15 protein-coding genes are annotated in these 17,681 nt (G+C 33.8%); 8 read left to right on the top strand and 7 right to left on the bottom strand.

The window, feature by feature from the left end; translation table 11 throughout:
* The first annotated feature begins 28 nt into the window (after positions 1–28).
* Positions 29–2,299: an aconitate hydratase gene (locus AB8B65_RS07850; RefSeq protein ID WP_405300372.1), complete on the top strand. Its 2,271-nt coding sequence runs from the start codon at positions 29–31 to the stop codon at positions 2,297–2,299.
* A gap of 210 nt (positions 2,300–2,509) precedes the next feature.
* On the opposite strand, the gene AB8B65_RS07855 is transcribed toward AB8B65_RS07850, so the two are convergent.
* Genes AB8B65_RS07855 through AB8B65_RS07865 form a run of 3 tightly spaced genes read right to left on the bottom strand, consistent with a single transcriptional unit; the run spans position 2,510 to position 4,345 of the window.
* Positions 2,510–3,118, bottom strand: coding sequence for a hypothetical protein (locus tag AB8B65_RS07855; RefSeq protein WP_405300336.1), 609 nt, complete (start codon positions 3,116–3,118; stop codon positions 2,510–2,512).
* A 16-nt stretch (positions 3,119–3,134) separates the two neighbouring features.
* Positions 3,135–3,683, bottom strand: coding sequence for a hypothetical protein (locus AB8B65_RS07860; protein WP_405300337.1), 549 nt, complete (start codon positions 3,681–3,683; stop codon positions 3,135–3,137).
* Positions 3,684–3,709: 26 nt separating this feature from the next.
* The gene (locus AB8B65_RS07865; RefSeq protein WP_405300339.1) at positions 3,710–4,345 is read right to left on the bottom strand and encodes a hypothetical protein; all 636 of its coding nucleotides are present in this window, start codon (positions 4,343–4,345) and stop codon (positions 3,710–3,712) included.
* A 371-nt stretch (positions 4,346–4,716) separates the two neighbouring features.
* On the opposite strand from AB8B65_RS07865, the gene pabB reads away from it, so the two are divergent.
* A complete protein-coding gene (gene pabB, locus AB8B65_RS07870; RefSeq protein ID WP_405300340.1) occupies positions 4,717–6,024 on the top strand; it encodes an aminodeoxychorismate synthase component I in 1,308 nt (435 codons plus the stop codon).
* A 48-nt stretch (positions 6,025–6,072) separates the two neighbouring features.
* Here pabB and AB8B65_RS07875 read toward each other — a convergent pair whose 3' ends face one another.
* Complete coding sequence (locus AB8B65_RS07875; protein ID WP_405300341.1) at positions 6,073–6,327, bottom strand: hypothetical protein; 255 nt, start codon at positions 6,325–6,327, stop codon at positions 6,073–6,075.
* Positions 6,328–6,537: 210 nt separating this feature from the next.
* On the opposite strand from AB8B65_RS07875, the gene tilS reads away from it, so the two are divergent.
* The 3 genes from tilS (at position 6,538) to AB8B65_RS07890 (ending at position 12,206) form a co-directional block, all read left to right on the top strand.
* Positions 6,538–7,863, top strand: a complete 1,326-nt coding sequence (gene tilS, locus AB8B65_RS07880) for a tRNA lysidine(34) synthetase TilS (RefSeq protein ID WP_405300342.1) — start codon at positions 6,538–6,540, stop codon at positions 7,861–7,863.
* 70 nt (positions 7,864–7,933) lie between these two features.
* Positions 7,934–10,357, top strand: a complete 2,424-nt coding sequence (locus tag AB8B65_RS07885; protein WP_405300343.1) for a protein-disulfide reductase DsbD domain-containing protein — start codon at positions 7,934–7,936, stop codon at positions 10,355–10,357.
* 16 nt (positions 10,358–10,373) lie between these two features.
* On the top strand, positions 10,374–12,206 hold the full coding sequence (locus AB8B65_RS07890; protein ID WP_405300344.1) for a DUF885 domain-containing protein: 1,833 nt from the start codon (positions 10,374–10,376) through the stop codon (positions 12,204–12,206).
* Between the two features lie 353 nt (positions 12,207–12,559).
* Here AB8B65_RS07890 and AB8B65_RS07895 read toward each other — a convergent pair whose 3' ends face one another.
* From AB8B65_RS07895 to AB8B65_RS07905, 3 genes are all read right to left on the bottom strand, one after another.
* Positions 12,560–13,492: a T9SS type A sorting domain-containing protein gene (locus AB8B65_RS07895; RefSeq protein ID WP_405300345.1), complete on the bottom strand. Its 933-nt coding sequence runs from the start codon at positions 13,490–13,492 to the stop codon at positions 12,560–12,562.
* Positions 13,493–13,612: 120 nt separating this feature from the next.
* Positions 13,613–14,134, bottom strand: coding sequence for a phage tail protein (locus AB8B65_RS07900; RefSeq protein WP_405300346.1), 522 nt, complete (start codon positions 14,132–14,134; stop codon positions 13,613–13,615).
* Between the two features lie 59 nt (positions 14,135–14,193).
* Positions 14,194–14,715 carry a phage tail protein gene (locus AB8B65_RS07905; RefSeq protein ID WP_405300348.1) on the bottom strand — a complete coding sequence of 174 codons (522 nt, stop codon included), beginning with the start codon at positions 14,713–14,715 and terminating at the stop codon, positions 14,194–14,196.
* Between the two features lie 234 nt (positions 14,716–14,949).
* On the opposite strand from AB8B65_RS07905, the gene AB8B65_RS07910 reads away from it, so the two are divergent.
* From AB8B65_RS07910 to AB8B65_RS07920, 3 genes are all read left to right on the top strand, one after another.
* Positions 14,950–15,369, top strand: coding sequence for a hypothetical protein (locus tag AB8B65_RS07910; RefSeq protein WP_405300349.1), 420 nt, complete (start codon positions 14,950–14,952; stop codon positions 15,367–15,369).
* Between the two features lie 733 nt (positions 15,370–16,102).
* Positions 16,103–16,897: a sensor histidine kinase gene (locus AB8B65_RS07915; protein ID WP_405300350.1), complete on the top strand. Its 795-nt coding sequence runs from the start codon at positions 16,103–16,105 to the stop codon at positions 16,895–16,897.
* An 11-nt stretch (positions 16,898–16,908) separates the two neighbouring features.
* Entirely contained in the window at positions 16,909–17,589 is a 681-nt protein-coding gene (locus AB8B65_RS07920; protein WP_405300351.1) for a response regulator, read from the top strand.
* Positions 17,590–17,681: the final 92 nt, after the last annotated feature.

The following is a 17,681-nucleotide window of genomic DNA, read 5'->3' on the forward strand; positions in this document are numbered from 1 at the left end:
GACTTTCAAAACACTAAAAAACGAATATATGGCCTTTGATATTGACATGATAAAAAAGGTTTACGAAACAATAGTGGAACGTGTAGATAAAGCACGCGAAATTACTGGTAAACCATTAACACTTTCAGAAAAAATACTATACTCACACTTATGGGATGGAACGGCAAACAAAGCGTTTGTTAGAGGAAAAGACTATGTAGATTTTGCTCCAGACCGTATTGCTTGTCAAGATGCAACTGCACAAATGGCACTATTGCAATTTATGCAAGCAGGAAAAACAAAAGTAGCAGTTCCGACAACAGTACACTGTGACCACTTGATCCAAGCCAAAGTTGGTGCTACTACCGATTTGCAATCTGCAATGAACAACAGTAGTGAAGTATTTAATTTCTTAGAGTCAGTATCAAACAAATACGGAATCGGATTTTGGAAACCAGGAGCTGGAATTATTCACCAAGTAGTATTAGAAAACTATGCCTTTCCAGGCGGAATGATGATCGGAACAGATTCACACACTGTAAATGCAGGTGGATTAGGAATGGTTGCCATTGGAGTTGGTGGTGCTGATGCCGTTGACGTAATGGCTGGAATGCCTTGGGAATTAAAATTTCCAAAACTAATAGGTGTAAAACTAACTGGAAAAGTTTCTGGTTGGGCAGCACCAAAAGATGTGATCTTAAAAGTAGCTGGAATTGTATCTGCAAAAGGCGGAACAGGAGCTATTGTTGAATATTTTGGACCTGGAGCCGTTTCTATGTCATGTACAGGAAAAGGAACAATCTGTAACATGGGAGCTGAAATTGGCGCAACAACGTCAACGTTTGGATACGACGAATCTATGGAACGTTATTTACGTGCTACAGACAGAAGCGATGTTGCTGATGCAGCTAACTCAGTGAAAGACTATTTAACAGGAGATGCAGAAGTATATGCAAATCCAGAACAATATTTTGATCAAGTTATTGAAATTAACTTATCAGAACTTGGCCCATTATTAAACGGACCGTTTACGCCAGATTTATCAACACCAGTTGGTGCTGATATGACGGCTAGAGCACAAGAAAAAGAATGGCCAATGCAAGTAGAATGGGGATTAATTGGTTCTTGTACAAACTCTTCGTATGAAGATTTATCAAGAGCATCTTCTGTTGCACAACAAGCCTTAGACAAAGGATTAAAAATGAAGTCTGAATTAGGAATTAATCCAGGATCAGAGCAAGTACGCTACACAGCAGAACGTGATGGAATTCTTGATATATTCGAAAAATTAGACGCAAAAATATTTACAAACGCTTGTGGACCTTGTATTGGACAATGGGCACGTTATAGCGATCCTAAAAATGCACCAAAAAACAGCATCGTTCACTCATTCAACAGAAACTTTGCAAAACGTGCAGATGGAAACCCAAACACACATGCATTTGTAGCTTCTCCTGAAATTACGGCAGCAATCGCAATTGCAGGTCGTTTAGACTTTAACCCAATGACAGATACTTTGATCAACGAAAATGGGGAAGAAGTAATGTTAGACGAACCAACAGGATGGGAATTGCCTCCAAAAGGTTTTGATGTAAAAGACAACGGATATTTAGCGCCAGAAGAAGATGGTTCTCATGTTCAAATTAACGTAAACCCAGATTCTGAGCGTTTAGAGTTACTAACTCCATTTACGCCAATTGGTTCAGAAATCAACGGAGCAAAATTATTAATAAAAGCACATGGAAAATGTACAACTGACCATATTTCTATGGCTGGACCTTGGTTACGTTTCCGTGGACACTTAGATAATATATCTAACAACTGTTTAATTGGTGCCGTAAACGCATACAACATGAAAACGAACTTTGTGAAAAGTCAGTTAGATGGAGAATATGATGCAGTTCCAAAAACAGCACGTGCATACAAAGCTGCTGGTGTTTATACAATTGTAGTTGGAGATCATAACTACGGAGAAGGTTCGTCACGTGAGCATGCAGCAATGGAGCCAAGACACTTAGGTGTTGCCGCAGTAATTGTAAAATCGTTTGCACGTATTCACGAAACAAACCTTAAAAAACAAGGAATGTTAGGGTTAACGTTCGCTAATGAAAGTGATTACGATTTAATTCAAGAAGATGATACATTCAACTTTGTTGACTTAAACGAATTTGCACCAGGAAAACCATTAACAATCGAAGCAGTTCATGCAGATGGAAGCAAAGATGTAATTGTAGCAAACCATACCTACAACCAAAGTCAGATTGAATGGTACAATGAGGGTTCTGCCTTAAATTTAATCAAAAAAGAAAACAACGCTTAATATATAAGCAGTTTGTAAATACATAAAAGAGGCTGTCTGTAAAGTTATAGAAGGCGTCATTCTGAATTCAATTCAGAATCTCATTACACTGATTTTCAATGATGATGAGAGACCGAATCAAGTTTGGTTTGACGAAATTTTAACTTTCTAGATAGCTTCTTTTTTATGTATAAGATTAGCTATTTGATGTTCTTATATTTTACCAAACGTTTAGTAGCCGTCATATTCTTTATAATTTACCAAATCAATCCTAAAATCGAGTTTCATCATTACAATTAATCGATTATTTGAGTCGTCAGCGATCCAAATTTCTTTTTTAGCATCTTTGGTTGCTACTATTAAAACAGGTATATTATAAGGTACTCCATCTTCTTTATTACCAAACGAGTACGTTTCTTTTCCTGTTAAGGTAAATAGTTCTTTTTCCGAATCTGAGTTACCCAAACCAATAGCAACTGGTTTTCCTGATTTTAAATCTTTAAACATCTTTTTGCTAACCCAAACTGTTGTTTTCTCAGTAAGTCTCTTATAACCATTACCAAAATAGTTATATAAATTGGTTGATTCTTTTAGTGCTTTTTCATCTATAGAAATAGTTCCAGATGCATCACCCAAATCATAATCGAAGGAAATAGAATTGCCAAAATGATTGATATTAAGATCAAAGTTCCACTTTTCATCACCAGCTTGTACTTCATAATACAAATCACTTCCTTCTATTAAAAGAATGCCTTCTTTTGCCAAGCTTTTAGTCGACGAACAAGATGATACTATTGAAGTTACTACAATAATGACGATTAATTTAATTAAGTTTTTCATTTTAAATGTTTTTAGATTATATAGAATAAAATCCTGTTGCAGAATATACCGCTGCTGGTCCACCGCTCATTCCCATTGGAGGAACAATTACTGGCGTAGGTATATTGTTTATTGTTAACGCTACCGTTTTTGCTTCGGCTTCTAAAGAGTTATCATGAAAAGGTAAACTTGGTGACTGTCTGTTTACTCTTGTCAATGCTCCAAAGTTTGAAAGTTTTAAATGCACTTCAAAACCTTCAATTTTCACGGTTACCTCTGCAAAGTTTGGCATGTTTGTATGTACCGATATTTCCCCAACGATGGTTGGAGCTTGTTCAAAAGGAGTACCAGCAAAAACATTCTTTGCAAAGTAATCGCCTACTACTTTACTGGTAGAAATGAATCCCATAACTTTTGGTGTTCCGTCTTCGTTTGGTAATAATAACATTCCTGATGGTGCAGATCCAACAGGAGTATGTACCATTCTGGCTAAATGTACTATTATATTTGGCATTTCTATTGTATCATTTGATAGGGCTACTAGATCTACACCAGCTTCCCAACTCATCCAATTTTGTACTTTCATAATTTTAAATTTTAATGTTATAAGATCTATTGATCTATTATTTTTGTAATTACTTTTTGTTTGTCATTTAAGCGAATAAATGAGAGCGAAACTGTATATACGTCTTCAATACTAGTCTCTCTTTCATTATATTTATAACCACCACTTAAATTGAATTTTATTAATAAATTATCCGTTGTGGTTGTTAAGTAGAATATTCTTTTTTTAAGGTTATGTCTTTCTTTTTTTAAATGATTTTCTTGTTTTATGAATCTAAATTCTTTCCCACTATTAAATCTACATGCATACCAATCATTATATAAATTTTCTAATGCTGTATTTGCTTTTTTTAAATCGAATCCTTCATAAACTTCTAAGCGAAAAACATGATGTGTTGTATTAATAGTATAATCAGTAAAAACGGCTGGAATAGCGATATTTGCTTCCCATTGCTCTCCAAAACGATCCTCATCTTTTTTTTCTCCTGTAATATCTATAAAGTCGTTATAATAGTTATTATATATGATTTTATAAAAATCACAAAGTGAAGTTTCTTGCGGTTTAATCTTTTTGATGCCTTTATTTGTTGCTCTTTTTTCTTTTTTAGAAAGAATAACATCTTGTGAAAAGGATTGTAGCGGTATTAAAATAAATAGGATGATGATTGCTATATTTTTTTTCATTGCTATTTCTTACTAGTTAATAGAGCATCTAACCAATGTTTTCCAGCTAAAATCACCCAGGCGGAAACATTCGTATAGATGCTCGTATCTAAACTTTTAAGTTGGGTGATTTTATAAGATGATTCAAAAGTAGTTGTTACAAACATGCGAGAACATAGAGTTATTCACGTAAACAACTACGGGATTTACCGTATTTTGAAAAGAAATAGTTGCTTTTAGATGAAAACCTTCACTTATCAATCAATACAAAATTACATTTCATACACTTATAGGATGATGTTTAGGTATAATTTAACCAATAGCTAGAAACAACCAACAACATTTGGCAATGCGATCTTTAATTCAGAAATTAGCAACTTAAACTTGAATTCTTGAGAGTCACGTTAAAATTTTCCCTAGAAAACACATCCATCATAAAACAACAACTGTTGTTATGGAGTAAGCAATACCATGAAGTAGTTTGGCTCGATTCAAATGACTATAAAGCAAATCATAACGGTTTTGATGCAATTTTAGCAGTAGACGCATTGACACTCTTACAAACAGATTATATAAACGGTTTTCAAAAACTAGAAGAATATCAAAAAATGACCAACGATTGGATTTTTGGTTATCTATCTTATGATTTAAAAAATGACGTTGAGCATTTAATCTCGCAAAATCATGATGGTTTGGCATTTCCTGAATTGTATTTCTTTCAACCCAAAAAAATATTCTTTCTAAAAGGAAATACGCTAGAAGTTCAATATTTACAAATGGTTGATGATGAATTGCAAGAAGATGTTCATGCAATTCTACATACTGAAATTGATCAAGAAGTATTCCATCATAAAGATTCCAACAAAGAACATCGTCCTAAAATAAAACTCCGAATTCACAAAGATGAATATCACGAAAAAGTAAACAAAATGCTTGCGCACATTCATCGAGGAGATATATATGAAGCGAATTTTTGTCAAGAGTTTTATGCTGAAAATGCTGAAATTGATCCGCTTTCAACCTATACACATTTAAATTCCATCTCAAAGCCGCCTTTTGCAACCTATATGCGACTGGAAGACAAATACATTCTTTCGGCTTCGCCAGAACGGTACATAAAAAAAGATGGCACTAAACTCATTTCACAGCCAATCAAAGGAACTGCAAAGCGTTCAGAAGATGTTCTTGAAGATCAACAATTAATAGAAAACCTGCAAAACGACGAAAAAGAACGCGCAGAAAATATTATGATTGTCGATTTGGTACGAAACGATTTATCAAAAACCGCCATCAAAGGAAGTGTACAAGTAGAAGAGCTTTGCAAAATTTACACATTTGATCAAGTACATCAAATGATTTCCACAGTCGTTTCAGAAGTTGCAGCAGACCAAAATCCGATTGAAATATTAAGAACAACATTTCCAATGGGAAGTATGACTGGCGCGCCAAAAATTTCGGCAATGCAAATTATAGAAAACTTGGAAGAAACCAAACGCGGTATCTATTCGGGCGCAATCGGTTACTTTACTCCACAAAACGATTTCGATTTCAACGTGGTTATTCGTTCCATTCTTTACAATAGCACAAAAAAATACGTTTCCTATTCTGTTGGTGGCGCTATTACAGCAAAATCAATTCCTGAAAAAGAATACGAAGAGTGCTTAATAAAAGCAAAAGCGATGCGTGAAGTGTTGGAGTAACCACTATAAAAAGAACATCACTAAATTCTTTATTTATAACAGAAGTATTTAATCTTTTAATACTTCAAATGGCCAACTGTAATGACTTGACACAAATGAACGTTTTCCGATTGGGTGAATTATTTTTGCTCTAATTTTAAATTTTGTCCCAACAGGAAAGTCATTAGATAGAACTTTAGAACATTGAACAAACATAGTTTCCAAATATGGATCTTGATTTGGTAGAGGTTTAATATGAATTGGTCCATGTTTACCTCTTTCTTTTGTTAAAACACTTTGAACAATTATATATTCATATTCCATAACTTTCAATCATTTTTTAAAAATATAAAAATACGGTTCAATATCATTATTTAATTTTAAAAATGTTTATGTCGAAAACATTTGTTGACTACATTGATATTATATTTCAATAACAACATTTCTAAGCTGTTTTCATGGTTAATTCGGCTATTTAATTATCTTTGGGAACAGTAAGTATAATAAGGGTTGTACTCTGTTTAATCTATTCGTTTGCTAGGAAATATAGAAAAACATATTGCGGAGCATTTACCATTTTTGAAGCAGTCAAAAATATTGATTGCTATTAGTGGAGGATTGGACAGTGTTGTATTGGCAAAACTATTTCATTCGTTAAACTATTCGATTGGATTTGCACACTGTAATTTTCAATTGCGCGGAGAAGAAAGTGATGAAGATGAAACTTTTGTCAAAAACTTGGCAACTGAGTTGAATGTGGAAGTATTTACAAAGAAATTTGGCACAGAAAAATACGCAAACCAACAGAAACTATCTATTCAAATGGCTGCACGAAAACTGCGCTACGAGTGGTTTCAGGAAATTGCAACTACATTTCAATACGATTATATCTTAACAGCGCACCACAAAGACGATGCGTTGGAAACGTTCTTAATCAATCTATCACGAGGAACTGGAATTGAAGGTTTGACAGGAATTCCTGAACGAAACGGAATTATTGTTCGTCCATTATTGCCGTTTACTAGAGCTGAAATTTACGCTTTCGCGGGAACTAACAAACTGCAATGGCGAGAAGATAGCAGCAATGCTTCTACAAAATACGTTCGCAATAAAATAAGACATGATATTGTGCCGTTGTTAAAAGAATTGCATCCAACGTTCATGGACAATTTTGAACGCACGCAAGTCCATTTACGCGAAAGCAAAGACATTATTCATGAAAGTATTCAAAAACTTCGTGAAGAACTTGTAGAAACTGTTGCAGACAATCAATACAGAATTGAAATTGCAGCATTACAAAAACTAGCGAATCCGAAAGCATATACGTACGAATTGCTCAAAAAATTTGGATTCAATGCTTGGAATGATGTTTCTGATTTGCTATCAGGACAAACAGGAAAACAATTGTTTTCGGCAAAGTACCGATTGATTAAAGACAGAACGCATTTGTTAATTCAAAAGCGCACAAAAAATAAAAATGCTTCCGAAGTGATTGTAATTAACAATTCGGAATCAATAATAAAAACACCTATTCGACTACAAATCGAAGAAGTAACAGGCATAACTGACACAGGAAAAAACATCTTATATATTGAAAAAGAGATGTTAAAGTTTCCTTTAACCGTAAGAAAATGGCAAAATGGAGACTATTTCTATCCATTCGGTATGAAAGGAAAAAAGAAGTTGAGCAAATACTTCAAAGATGAAAAGTATTCGTTGATTGACAAAGAAAATCAATGGTTGCTGTGTAGTGGAGAAAGCATTGTATGGATTATCGGAAAACGTTCGGACAATCGGTACAAATTAACTAAACTAACTAAAACTATTATTAAGCTAACATTGTACGAAAACAAGTCATGAAAACTCATATCACACCTAAAATTATGATTGACGAATTTTATGTAACAATGTAAACAACAAGTATTACCAGATGAAAAAACTAATTACGCTCTTACTTTTATGTGTGTCCAGTTACGCTGTGCATGCACAAGTGAACAATCCAGTAGAATGGACTTCTGAGATTGAAAAAATTTCAGATACAGAATTTAAACTAATCTACAAAGCAGAAATTCAAACAAAATGGCGTTTGTACTCTCAATACTTAGAAGAGAACAGCGGTTTTCCAACTGAATTTATGTACGATTCCATTCAAAAAGCTGATGATTTTAACCTTGTCGGAAAAAACAAAGAAAGCAAAGGAATTACGAAGTTTGACAAAGTTTTTCAGGCTAAACTCACGTATTTTACTGGGAAAGCTACATTTACACAAAAAGTAAAAGTAACCAATCCGGATGCATATAAAATAACATCAGAGGTTATATATCAAAGCTGTGATGATGAAAAATGTGTATTAGGTGACGAAACATTTACATTTAAAATACCAGGAAGAAAAGCACCTGTAGCCACTCCAGACGATAAGCAAGAAGCAGACGCATCTCATACAAGCGGAAATGCATTTCAAAACGAGCAGCCAAAAGTATTTGATCCTGTGCAATGGTCTAGCGAAGTATATAAATTACCAAATAATGAATATGAGCTTGTAATGAAAGCTACGGTTGAAGACAAATGGCACTTATATTCGCAAAAAAGTTATGGTGATGACGGTCCTTTTCCTACCGAATTTACGTTTTTAGAAGCAGGGAAAAAATATTCAACTGTTGGAAAAGTAGAAGAATCAGAAACCAAAGAAGTATTTGATAAAGTATTCAACAAAAAAATATCTTTCTATGAGAAAGAAGCTACGTTTACTCAAAAAATAAAGGTTACAGATACGGTTGTCAAAAACATAAAAGCAGAAGTATTATTTATGGTGTGTGACGATGAAAAATGTTTGCCACCAACGGTAAAAGACATCGAATTTGACTTAACAACTGCAAAAAACGATAAACTAGACAGAAGTTTATGGGCAACCTTTTTGATTGCATTTTTACTAGGTTTCGGAGTATTGCTAACGCCATGTGTATTTCCAATGATACCAATGACCGTAAGTTTCTTTACCAAGCAAAGTAAAAATAGAGGTGAAGGAATTAGAAATGCATTACTATATGGTTTATTCATCATTGTAATTTACACAGGATTAGGAACGGCAATGTCCGCATTATTCGGTTCCAATTTTATGTATGACTTATCTACAGGAGTTCCGTTTAACCTAATCATGTTTTTTGTATTGGTCATTTTTGCCTTTTCATTCATGGGCGCATTCGAAATTATGCTGCCAAGTTCTTGGATGAACAAAGTAGATCAGCAATCGAATCGTGGCGGAATCCTCGGAATCTTTTTCATGGCATTAGCATTAGCAGTAGTATCATTTTCATGTACATTTCCAATTGCAGGAACAGCACTATTAGAAGCCGCAACAATTGGTGGAATAACGCCTATTGTCAGTATGCTTGGATTCTCAACAGCTATTGCAATTCCGTTTGCACTATTTGCAGTATTCCCAGGTTGGCTGAATTCGTTGCCAAAATCAGGAGGTTGGCTAAACACAGTAAAAGTTGTATTAGGATTCTTAGAATTGGCGTTTGCGTTCAAGTTCTTATCAATGGTAGATATTGTTTTAGACTTACACATTTTAGACAGAGAAGTATTCCTAGCAATATGGATTGCCATTTTTGGAACATTAGCAATGTATCTATTTGGAAAACTTCAATTGCCGCATGACAGTCCGCTACAAAAAATATCAGTTGGTAGAGCCTGTTTAGGAATGTTAACTTTAGCATTTACAATATACATGTTGCCAGGATTATGGGGAGCACCACTAAAATTAATTAGCGGATTTCCACCACCAATGAACGGAAATAGTGAATCGCCGTATGGTGTTGGTTACAAAAAGAGAGCAAAAGCAACCGTTAGCTACTCAGAAGCAAAAAAAGAAGATACTCCCAAAATAGAAGGAGAATTTACCCATGAAGGACCACACGAAATCATGGCGTTTTTAGACTATGAAAAAGGACTAGAATATGCTAAAAAAGTAAACAAACCTGTTATGATTGATTTCACAGGAAAATCCTGTGTCAACTGCCGTAAAATGGAAGAACAGGTGTGGACAGAAGGGAATATTCTTGACATGATTCGTAATGATGTTGTCTTAATTTCTTTATACGCAGATGATAGAACTGAGCTTCCTAAAGAAGAACAATATGAATCAAAAGCAACAGGAAATAGAATTAGAACCATAGGAGACAAGTGGAAAGAATTTCAACAAACACGCTACAATACAAATGCGCAGCCATTATATATTATTCAAGATGTGAATGGAAGAGATTTGACGAAACCTGCAGCTTATACACCAGATCCAGTGGAATATGAAAAATGGCTAAAAGACGGAATTGATAAATTCAATAAAAGAAAATAATTAACTCGAAAATTATATGTATAAGATCACTAAAAGTATATTGATACTCGTTTTTTTTGCAGCCTTTACGGCTTGTGAAAGTGAAAAAAAGGAAGTAGTAAAAACGTATACAGAAGCGGAAGTTACTGAGCAATCAAAACTTCTCAATAATTGGTTTCAAGAACAATTTAAACAAGACTTAAAGGATTCTCCAGAAATGCAAACTCGTATAGGAGACAAAACTGATTATGGTAAATGGGACGATATTTCACCTGAAGCTGAAGAAAAACGATTGCAAGTAGCCAAAGATCGTGTAAAATGGTTGACTGAAAATATAGATGTTGCTGCTTTAGACGAATCTACGGCATTGAGTTATAAGTTGTACAAGCAACAAATGGAGGATCAAATCAGTGATCATACATACAAATTGTACAACTATCCGTTGAATCAAATGCACGGAATGCAAGCGGAAATTCCTGCGTTCTTAATTAACATGCATCAAATCAAAGACAAAGGAGACGCCAAAGCATACATTTCGCGTTTAGTAGCTATGAATCATCTTTTTACACAAATAGAAGGTGGTTTAAAAGATCGTGAAAAGGCAGGAATTATGCCTCCAAAATTTGTATTTGATCATGTAATTAGCGATTGCGAAAACATCATCAAAGGAAAACCATTTGATAACAGTAGCAAAAACAGTACACTTTGGGACGATTTCACCTCTAAAATTGCAGGCTTGGCATTAGAAGATGAAGATCGTAAAAAATTAGAAGCATTGGCAAAAGATGCAATGTTAAACTCTGTTCGTCCTGCGTATGGCTCGTTAATTCTATTACTAGAAGAACAAAGAAAACGAGCTACAGATGAAGATGGCGCTTGGAAATTTCCGAACGGAACAGAATTTTACAACATAGCCTTACAGCGAACAACAACAACAACGATGACTGCCGATGAAATTCACGATCTTGGTTTGGAAGAAGTAGATCGTATTCATAGTCAAATGAAAAAAATCAAAAATAGAGTAGGTTTCAAAGGGAATTTAGCTGAATTCTTTGTGTACATGAAAAATGACAAACAATTCTATTATCCTGCAACGGCGGCAGGACGTAAAGCATACATGGACAAAGCTACAGACATGATTACGACAATGAAATCACGTTTAAATGAACTATTCATCACAAAACCAAAAGCAGACATTCAAGTAAAAGCAGTCGAAGCATTTCGTGAAAAATCTGCTGGAAAAGCATTCTACCAACAACCTGCTTTAGATGGTTCGCGTCCAGGAACATACTATGCAAACATGTATGATATGGAAGCAATGCCAAGCTATCAAATGGAAGCATTGGCGTACCACGAAGGAATTCCAGGACATCACATGCAAATTGCTATTGCACAAGAATTGAAAGACGTTCCAATGTTTAGAAAATTTGGTAGTTACACGGCGTATGTGGAAGGTTGGGGATTATACTCTGAATTCATTCCAAAAGAAATGGGCTTCTATAGCGATCCGTATTCCGACTTTGGACGTTTGGCAATGGAACTATGGCGCGCATGTAGATTGGTTGTCGATACAGGAATTCACGCACGTAAATGGACGCGTCAAGAAGGAATTAACTATTACACTTCTAACACGCCAAATGCGGAGTCTGACGCCGTTAAAATGGTAGAACGCCACATTGTAATGCCAAGTCAAGCAACGGCGTACAAAGTTGGAATGAACAAAATCATTGCGCTTCGAAAAAATGCAAAAGAAAAACTAGGAGACAAGTTTGACATTCGCGAGTTTCACGAAGTAGTACTTAGCAATGGAGCAGTGCCACTAAACGTACTAAGCGATTTAGTAGACAACTGGATTGCCAGTAAAAACTAACTCAATCTCACATAAAACATTATAAAAACGAGCGCTGTAATGGTGCTCGTTTTTTTAGTAATACTCAATTTTAAATTAAAATTCACCCAAAACCCAAAACCCAAAACCCAATTTTCACACTTCCGTAGAATTGTACTCGTTTCAAAGAAAAGCGAGTCATAAACCATAAAAGTAATGTTATCAACAACAATTCTCTTTATTTTCGTAGGGTTTGAAGCGACTTAGTAAAATGACAAAAAGCAGAAAAAGCGGTATTAATCAATACCGATAACAGTACTTGAATTTCAAAAAAAAAGCATAAAAAAAGCGGATACAATTGTATCCGCTTTTCAATATTATGTAAAAATCAATAATTAATTGATAATTAATTTTTTAGTAGTTGTCGCTGTATCAGAATTCAATTGCATAAAATAAACACCAGATTTTAAATTTAAACTTAGGCTTTCATCTTGAACAACACCTGATAATGGAATAGTTGCAACGGTACGACCGTTAATGTCAGTAATAGTAGCAGATTGTAATACTACCGTAGAATTTTTAATAATAAGATTTCCGTTTGATGGGTTTGGATATAATTCAACACTATTTTCTAATTTAGTTTCTTCAACACCAATAACCATTGCTGCTTCAACAACAATATCGTCAAACAAAATTTCTTCTTGTGGACCTTGAGAATCAAAAAGAACACGAACCACTAAAGAACTTCCAGTCTCAGCTACAGTTACTTCAATTTCTTGCGAAGCCTGGTTTACTAATATATCATCACCAGTTCCAGTAATACCATTTCCTAAAGCATCATAATAATAATTATTATTAGTAGAAGTACCACCTGTATTGATAACAGTTTGAAAACCACCACCATCAACTGATATTTGGACTTGTAAAAAGTCTGCACTCTCGTATCTATTTCCATCGCTACCTCTAGGAGCAGCAAGACGAATTTTTAATGCTATTCCACTAGCACCAGAAATATTTATAGCGTTGGTGTTAATACTATGTTGTCCAGAAAAACCAGCACCATCATGATCTTCAAGTGCGATAACATTACCAGAAAAACCAGTAACAGTATTTCCTAGTGGTAAAGAAGCAGGAGTTGCTCTTACTATATAATCTATTCCAGTTGTTGAAAAGCCAACTGAACTACCACCTGAATTCAGTAATTGATATGTATCAAAATCAGTTCCCTCAAAATCTTGACTGTAGAGGGTTATTTGCGAATATGAGTAAGTACTAAAAATCATAAAAAATGATAATAATAATACTTTCAAAATGTAGTTTTTCTTCATGCTTATTTAGTTTAATTTCCGTAAAGGTAACGTAATTTTTTATTTAAGGGAAATCCTTTTTTTAAAGTATTTTCTGAGTTAAGAAATATTTCTTAACTCAGAAAATGTATTCATTTAATTTTAACTTCTAGAAGGAAAAGTTCCTTGCATAGCAATAATATAGTTAATCCCTAAAAATGGATTGCGAATATTGAAAGCTTGTTGGTTTCCTGTATTTTGAGTAGTAACACTACCCATTGCTAAACTTGTATTAGGACCACTTTCTATGTAAATTTCAGAGGCTCCAATAGATGCATTAGTACCAGGTACATCATCGTCACCAGCAATATTAGAAACCTTTATAGATCCAAAGTGGTTGTGACTTGGTAATTCCATAATAGTTAATGTCTTGGTTTCCATACCACCTCTTTGTCCTAATTTAATATCAGTAAGCCCTGGACCACGACCTTGTTGTATAGGACTTCTTCCTCTTAAATCTGGTAAAGCAAAAGTAGTTCTTCCGTCGCCACCATAAGTTGTTCCTAATAAAGAAAACAATGCTTGATTTGTATTTATGGGTAAAAGTTGCCCTTCACAAAGCGCCCAACCTCTTGGAGCAAAATTTCCAGCAAACATTACTATTTGCGCTAAAAATGGATTCATATTATATTTTTTTAATGTTAATTAAATTCGATTTTTTTTTAAAACTAAAATAGTTAATTCTAGCTTCTTGATGGATATACTCCCAACATAGCAATGATGAAGTTAATTCCTTCAAAAGGATTTCTTAGGTAGAATGATTGATTTCCTCCAGTATTTGAAGTTACAACACTTCCATTTGCTAAATTTGTATTAGGTGCGCTTTCAACAAATATTTCAGATGCTCCAATAGATGCAGTATTACCAGGAACATCATCATCACCAGCAACATTAGAAACACTCATACTTCCAGAGTGATTGTGGGTAGGCATTTGGCTTATTGTTAATGTATGATACTCAGCACCACCTCTTTGTCCTAATTTAATAGTAGACAGTCCTGGGCCAGTTCCTGGCTGAATAGCTGTTCTACCACGTAAATCAGGTAAAGCAAAAGTAGTTCTACCATCACCTCCGTATGTTGTTCCTAAAATAGAAAATAACGCCGAATTTGATGAGATAGCTAATAATTGTCCTTGGCAAAATGCCCAACCTCTTGGTGCAAAATTTCCTCCGAACATAACAATTTCTCCGATAAATGGATCCATAATAATATAGTTTATAAGGTTAAAAGAATAAAGATAGTATTTTTATTGAGAAATACTAATACCCAAAAGTATGCTCTTCATGTTATACATATATTGGTCAAACCACTTAAAAATAAAAACAGGTAGAAGTACGTAATTATAAATATAAAATGTTTTTTTAAGTAAGAATTGTTGAAAATAGAACCATATATTTTACTATTTTTAAGCCATACTAACTACAAAAATTAAATTATTATGGATTCAAAATTTGGAGAACAAAAAAGTTCAGGTTCATCTTCTACTTTAGTAAACACTATTTGTTTAGAAAAAGCAGAAGCTTGGACAAAAGCTTGGAGAGGTCAAGATGGGACATTCACAGACCACCAAGATTTAAAAGCATTTTTAATTCCCTTAGAAGACTTAAAAGAAGTCATAAAAGAACCAAATGTAGCTAATGTAAGAGCTTATATTGGTATTGATGCATCTGATGACAACAAACCTCACTTAATTATTGTTGGCGTTAATGCTGCAGGAGAAGATATTATTTATGCAGCAGCAAAAAAAGGTTGTGTAGATGACGATGGTACTGTAAACACAGGATTGTATGATTTCTCTCAACCATGTCCAAACACTTGCGACATTACAAGTCCGTTGTATGGACCACAAAAAAAATAACTTAAACAAACTATCATTCAAGATGTTGTAACATACACAGGATACTTAGTATTATTTATTAATATAATACTTTTTTTTAGCACTTATTCTTCAATGAGAATAAGTGCTAAAATATTTACTTGGTATTTATTTTCGATGGGGTTGATTCAAGTAGCAACATTCTGGCTTTGGTATAATGGAGTAAACAATTTACATTTATCACACTATTATTTAGTAACACAGTTTATCCTGCTAAGCTTATTCTATTACAATTTATACGGTAATAAAACTCAAAAAATAGTTACGGTACTAATTCTATTATCTGTAGTGGGCGTTCTAATTGTTCAGTCATATTTGCGACCAGATTTATTGTATAAATTCAATTTATTAGAAATTTTATTAACCTCATTACCAATCGTGTTTTTTAGCGTATTTCAATTTTACAATTCATTAACCGAGACAAAAAAATTTATGTACATTAACTCCGGAATATGTATATACATTTTATCAAGTACTTTAATTTTCTGCTCTGGTAATATTGTAAATGATATTACAACAGAATTCAGAACCACACTTTGGTTTATGAATGTAACGCTGTATTTAGTATATCAAATATTGATTTCAGTAGAATGGTTTCACAATTTTAAAAAGAAAATAATTTGATGAAGTACACAAGTAGTTCAAAAAAGGTACGTATTATTTAAAACTAGATATTTATTTTAAGAACAGCTACACAATGAAAATATAAAAATAAATGAACGAACTTTTTTCAGGAGAAAATAAAATAATAACCATTGTTATTCTAGGCGCAATATTAATGTTAATTATGGCATTAACGCTAATCCTTTTTTTCTATCTATCACGAAAAAAAATAATTCAAAAAGAACTAGAAAAGAAAACATTGGAGCTCAATCATCAAAAAGAAATGCTCAAAGCTACAATTGTAGCACAAGAAGACGAACGAAACAGAATTGCTCAAGACTTACACGACGCCATCAGCGCAAAACTAAATGTGGTTTCGCTTAGCGCGAATTTTCTATTAGAAGAAGAAAACGTGACAGCACAAGAAACAGACGAAATTATCAATCACATGTTGAAAGTAACCAATACAACGATTGAAAGTTCTCGGAAAATTGCACACAATTTATTACCACCAATTCTAGAAAAATTTGGTCTTGGTGCCGCTTTAGAAGAATTATGTGACGAATTCAGCAATAGCAAAAAAGTAAAAGTATCTTCTAAAATAGATTATAAAATTGGAAGACTCTCTAAAGATAGCGAACTGCACGTATTTAGAATTGTACAAGAACTCATGAACAATTCAATGCGTCACGGAAAAGCAAAAACAATTGCTTTAAATTTTGAGCCAGAAAACGAAAACTTATTTCTATATTATAAAGATGACGGACTCGGATTTGACACCTCAAAAATAAGTGTTCAAAAAGGACTCGGATTGCGAAATATAGAAAGTAGAGTATCTTTACTCAAAGGAGAAATAAACTATCACAGCGAAAAACAAAAAGGAGTAGCAGTAGAAATTACCATATAAAACACAACATCATGGATACACCAATCATAAAAATAGCCATCGCAGACGATGAAGCATTGTTTAGAGCAGGAATATCATTCATACTAACACGTGTAAAAAACTTTGAAATTATTTTTGAAGCCGAAGATGGTGCAGACTTAATTGAAAAGCTAAAAGTGGCAACCGAAAAGCCAGATGTGATACTTATGGACCTAAAAATGCCAAATCTAAATGGTGTTGAATGTACAAAAATTCTACAAAAAGAATATCCAGAAATCAAAGTCATTGCAGTCACAAGTTACGATGGTAAATCGTTCATTACCAATATGATTGATGTTGGTGCTTCTTCATATTTACTCAAAAATACATCGCCAAAAATTGTTGTACACACCATAAACGAAGTCTATGACAAAGGTTTTTACTATGATGAACGTGTGCTAAAAATCATTCACGAAAATCTACTATCTGCTAAAAGCAAGCGTATCAAAAGTGATTTAGACAACAATCTGCTTACAAAACGCGAAAAAGAAATACTCGAATTAATCTGTAATCAATACACAACCAACGAAATCGCAGAAAAACTCTTCATTAGTCCGCGAACGGTGGAAGGACACAGAAACAATCTATTACTCAAAACAGAATCAAAAAACGTAGCAGGTTTAGTTATTTACGGAATTCAAAAAAAATTAATAGAACTATCTCCCGATTTTTAATTGCTACTTACTGACAAACTTGTGATAGAAAATAGCGGTCATTAAAACTTTAGGAAAATAAAATATCAAGAATATTATCTTTACTTTTGGTC

It is taken from the genome of Kordia sp. (assembly GCF_045105435.1).
In the GTDB taxonomy this organism is placed as follows: domain Bacteria; phylum Bacteroidota; class Bacteroidia; order Flavobacteriales; family Flavobacteriaceae; genus Kordia.

Excerpts from the sequence above, each read along its gene's own strand:
- AB8B65_RS07915 (WP_405300350.1), top strand. The coding sequence starts at position 16,103 with ATGAACGAACTTTTTTCAGGAGAAAATAAAATAATAACCATTGTTATT.
- AB8B65_RS07860 (WP_405300337.1), bottom strand. The coding sequence starts at position 3,683 with ATGAAAGTACAAAATTGGATGAGTTGGGAAGCTGGTGTAGATCTAGTA.
- AB8B65_RS07910 (WP_405300349.1), top strand. The coding sequence starts at position 14,950 with ATGGATTCAAAATTTGGAGAACAAAAAAGTTCAGGTTCATCTTCTACT.
- AB8B65_RS07895 (WP_405300345.1), bottom strand. The coding sequence starts at position 13,492 with ATGAAGAAAAACTACATTTTGAAAGTATTATTATTATCATTTTTTATG.
- AB8B65_RS07865 (WP_405300339.1), bottom strand. The coding sequence starts at position 4,345 with ATGAAAAAAAATATAGCAATCATCATCCTATTTATTTTAATACCGCTA.
- AB8B65_RS07890 (WP_405300344.1), top strand. The coding sequence starts at position 10,374 with ATGTATAAGATCACTAAAAGTATATTGATACTCGTTTTTTTTGCAGCC.
- AB8B65_RS07855 (WP_405300336.1), bottom strand. The coding sequence starts at position 3,118 with ATGAAAAACTTAATTAAATTAATCGTCATTATTGTAGTAACTTCAATA.
- AB8B65_RS07885 (WP_405300343.1), top strand. The coding sequence starts at position 7,934 with ATGAAAAAACTAATTACGCTCTTACTTTTATGTGTGTCCAGTTACGCT.
- AB8B65_RS07875 (WP_405300341.1), bottom strand. The coding sequence starts at position 6,327 with ATGGAATATGAATATATAATTGTTCAAAGTGTTTTAACAAAAGAAAGA.
- AB8B65_RS07850 (WP_405300372.1), top strand. The coding sequence starts at position 29 with ATGGCCTTTGATATTGACATGATAAAAAAGGTTTACGAAACAATAGTG.
- AB8B65_RS07920 (WP_405300351.1), top strand. The coding sequence starts at position 16,909 with ATGGATACACCAATCATAAAAATAGCCATCGCAGACGATGAAGCATTG.
- AB8B65_RS07900 (WP_405300346.1), bottom strand. The coding sequence starts at position 14,134 with ATGAATCCATTTTTAGCGCAAATAGTAATGTTTGCTGGAAATTTTGCT.
- AB8B65_RS07905 (WP_405300348.1), bottom strand. The coding sequence starts at position 14,715 with ATGGATCCATTTATCGGAGAAATTGTTATGTTCGGAGGAAATTTTGCA.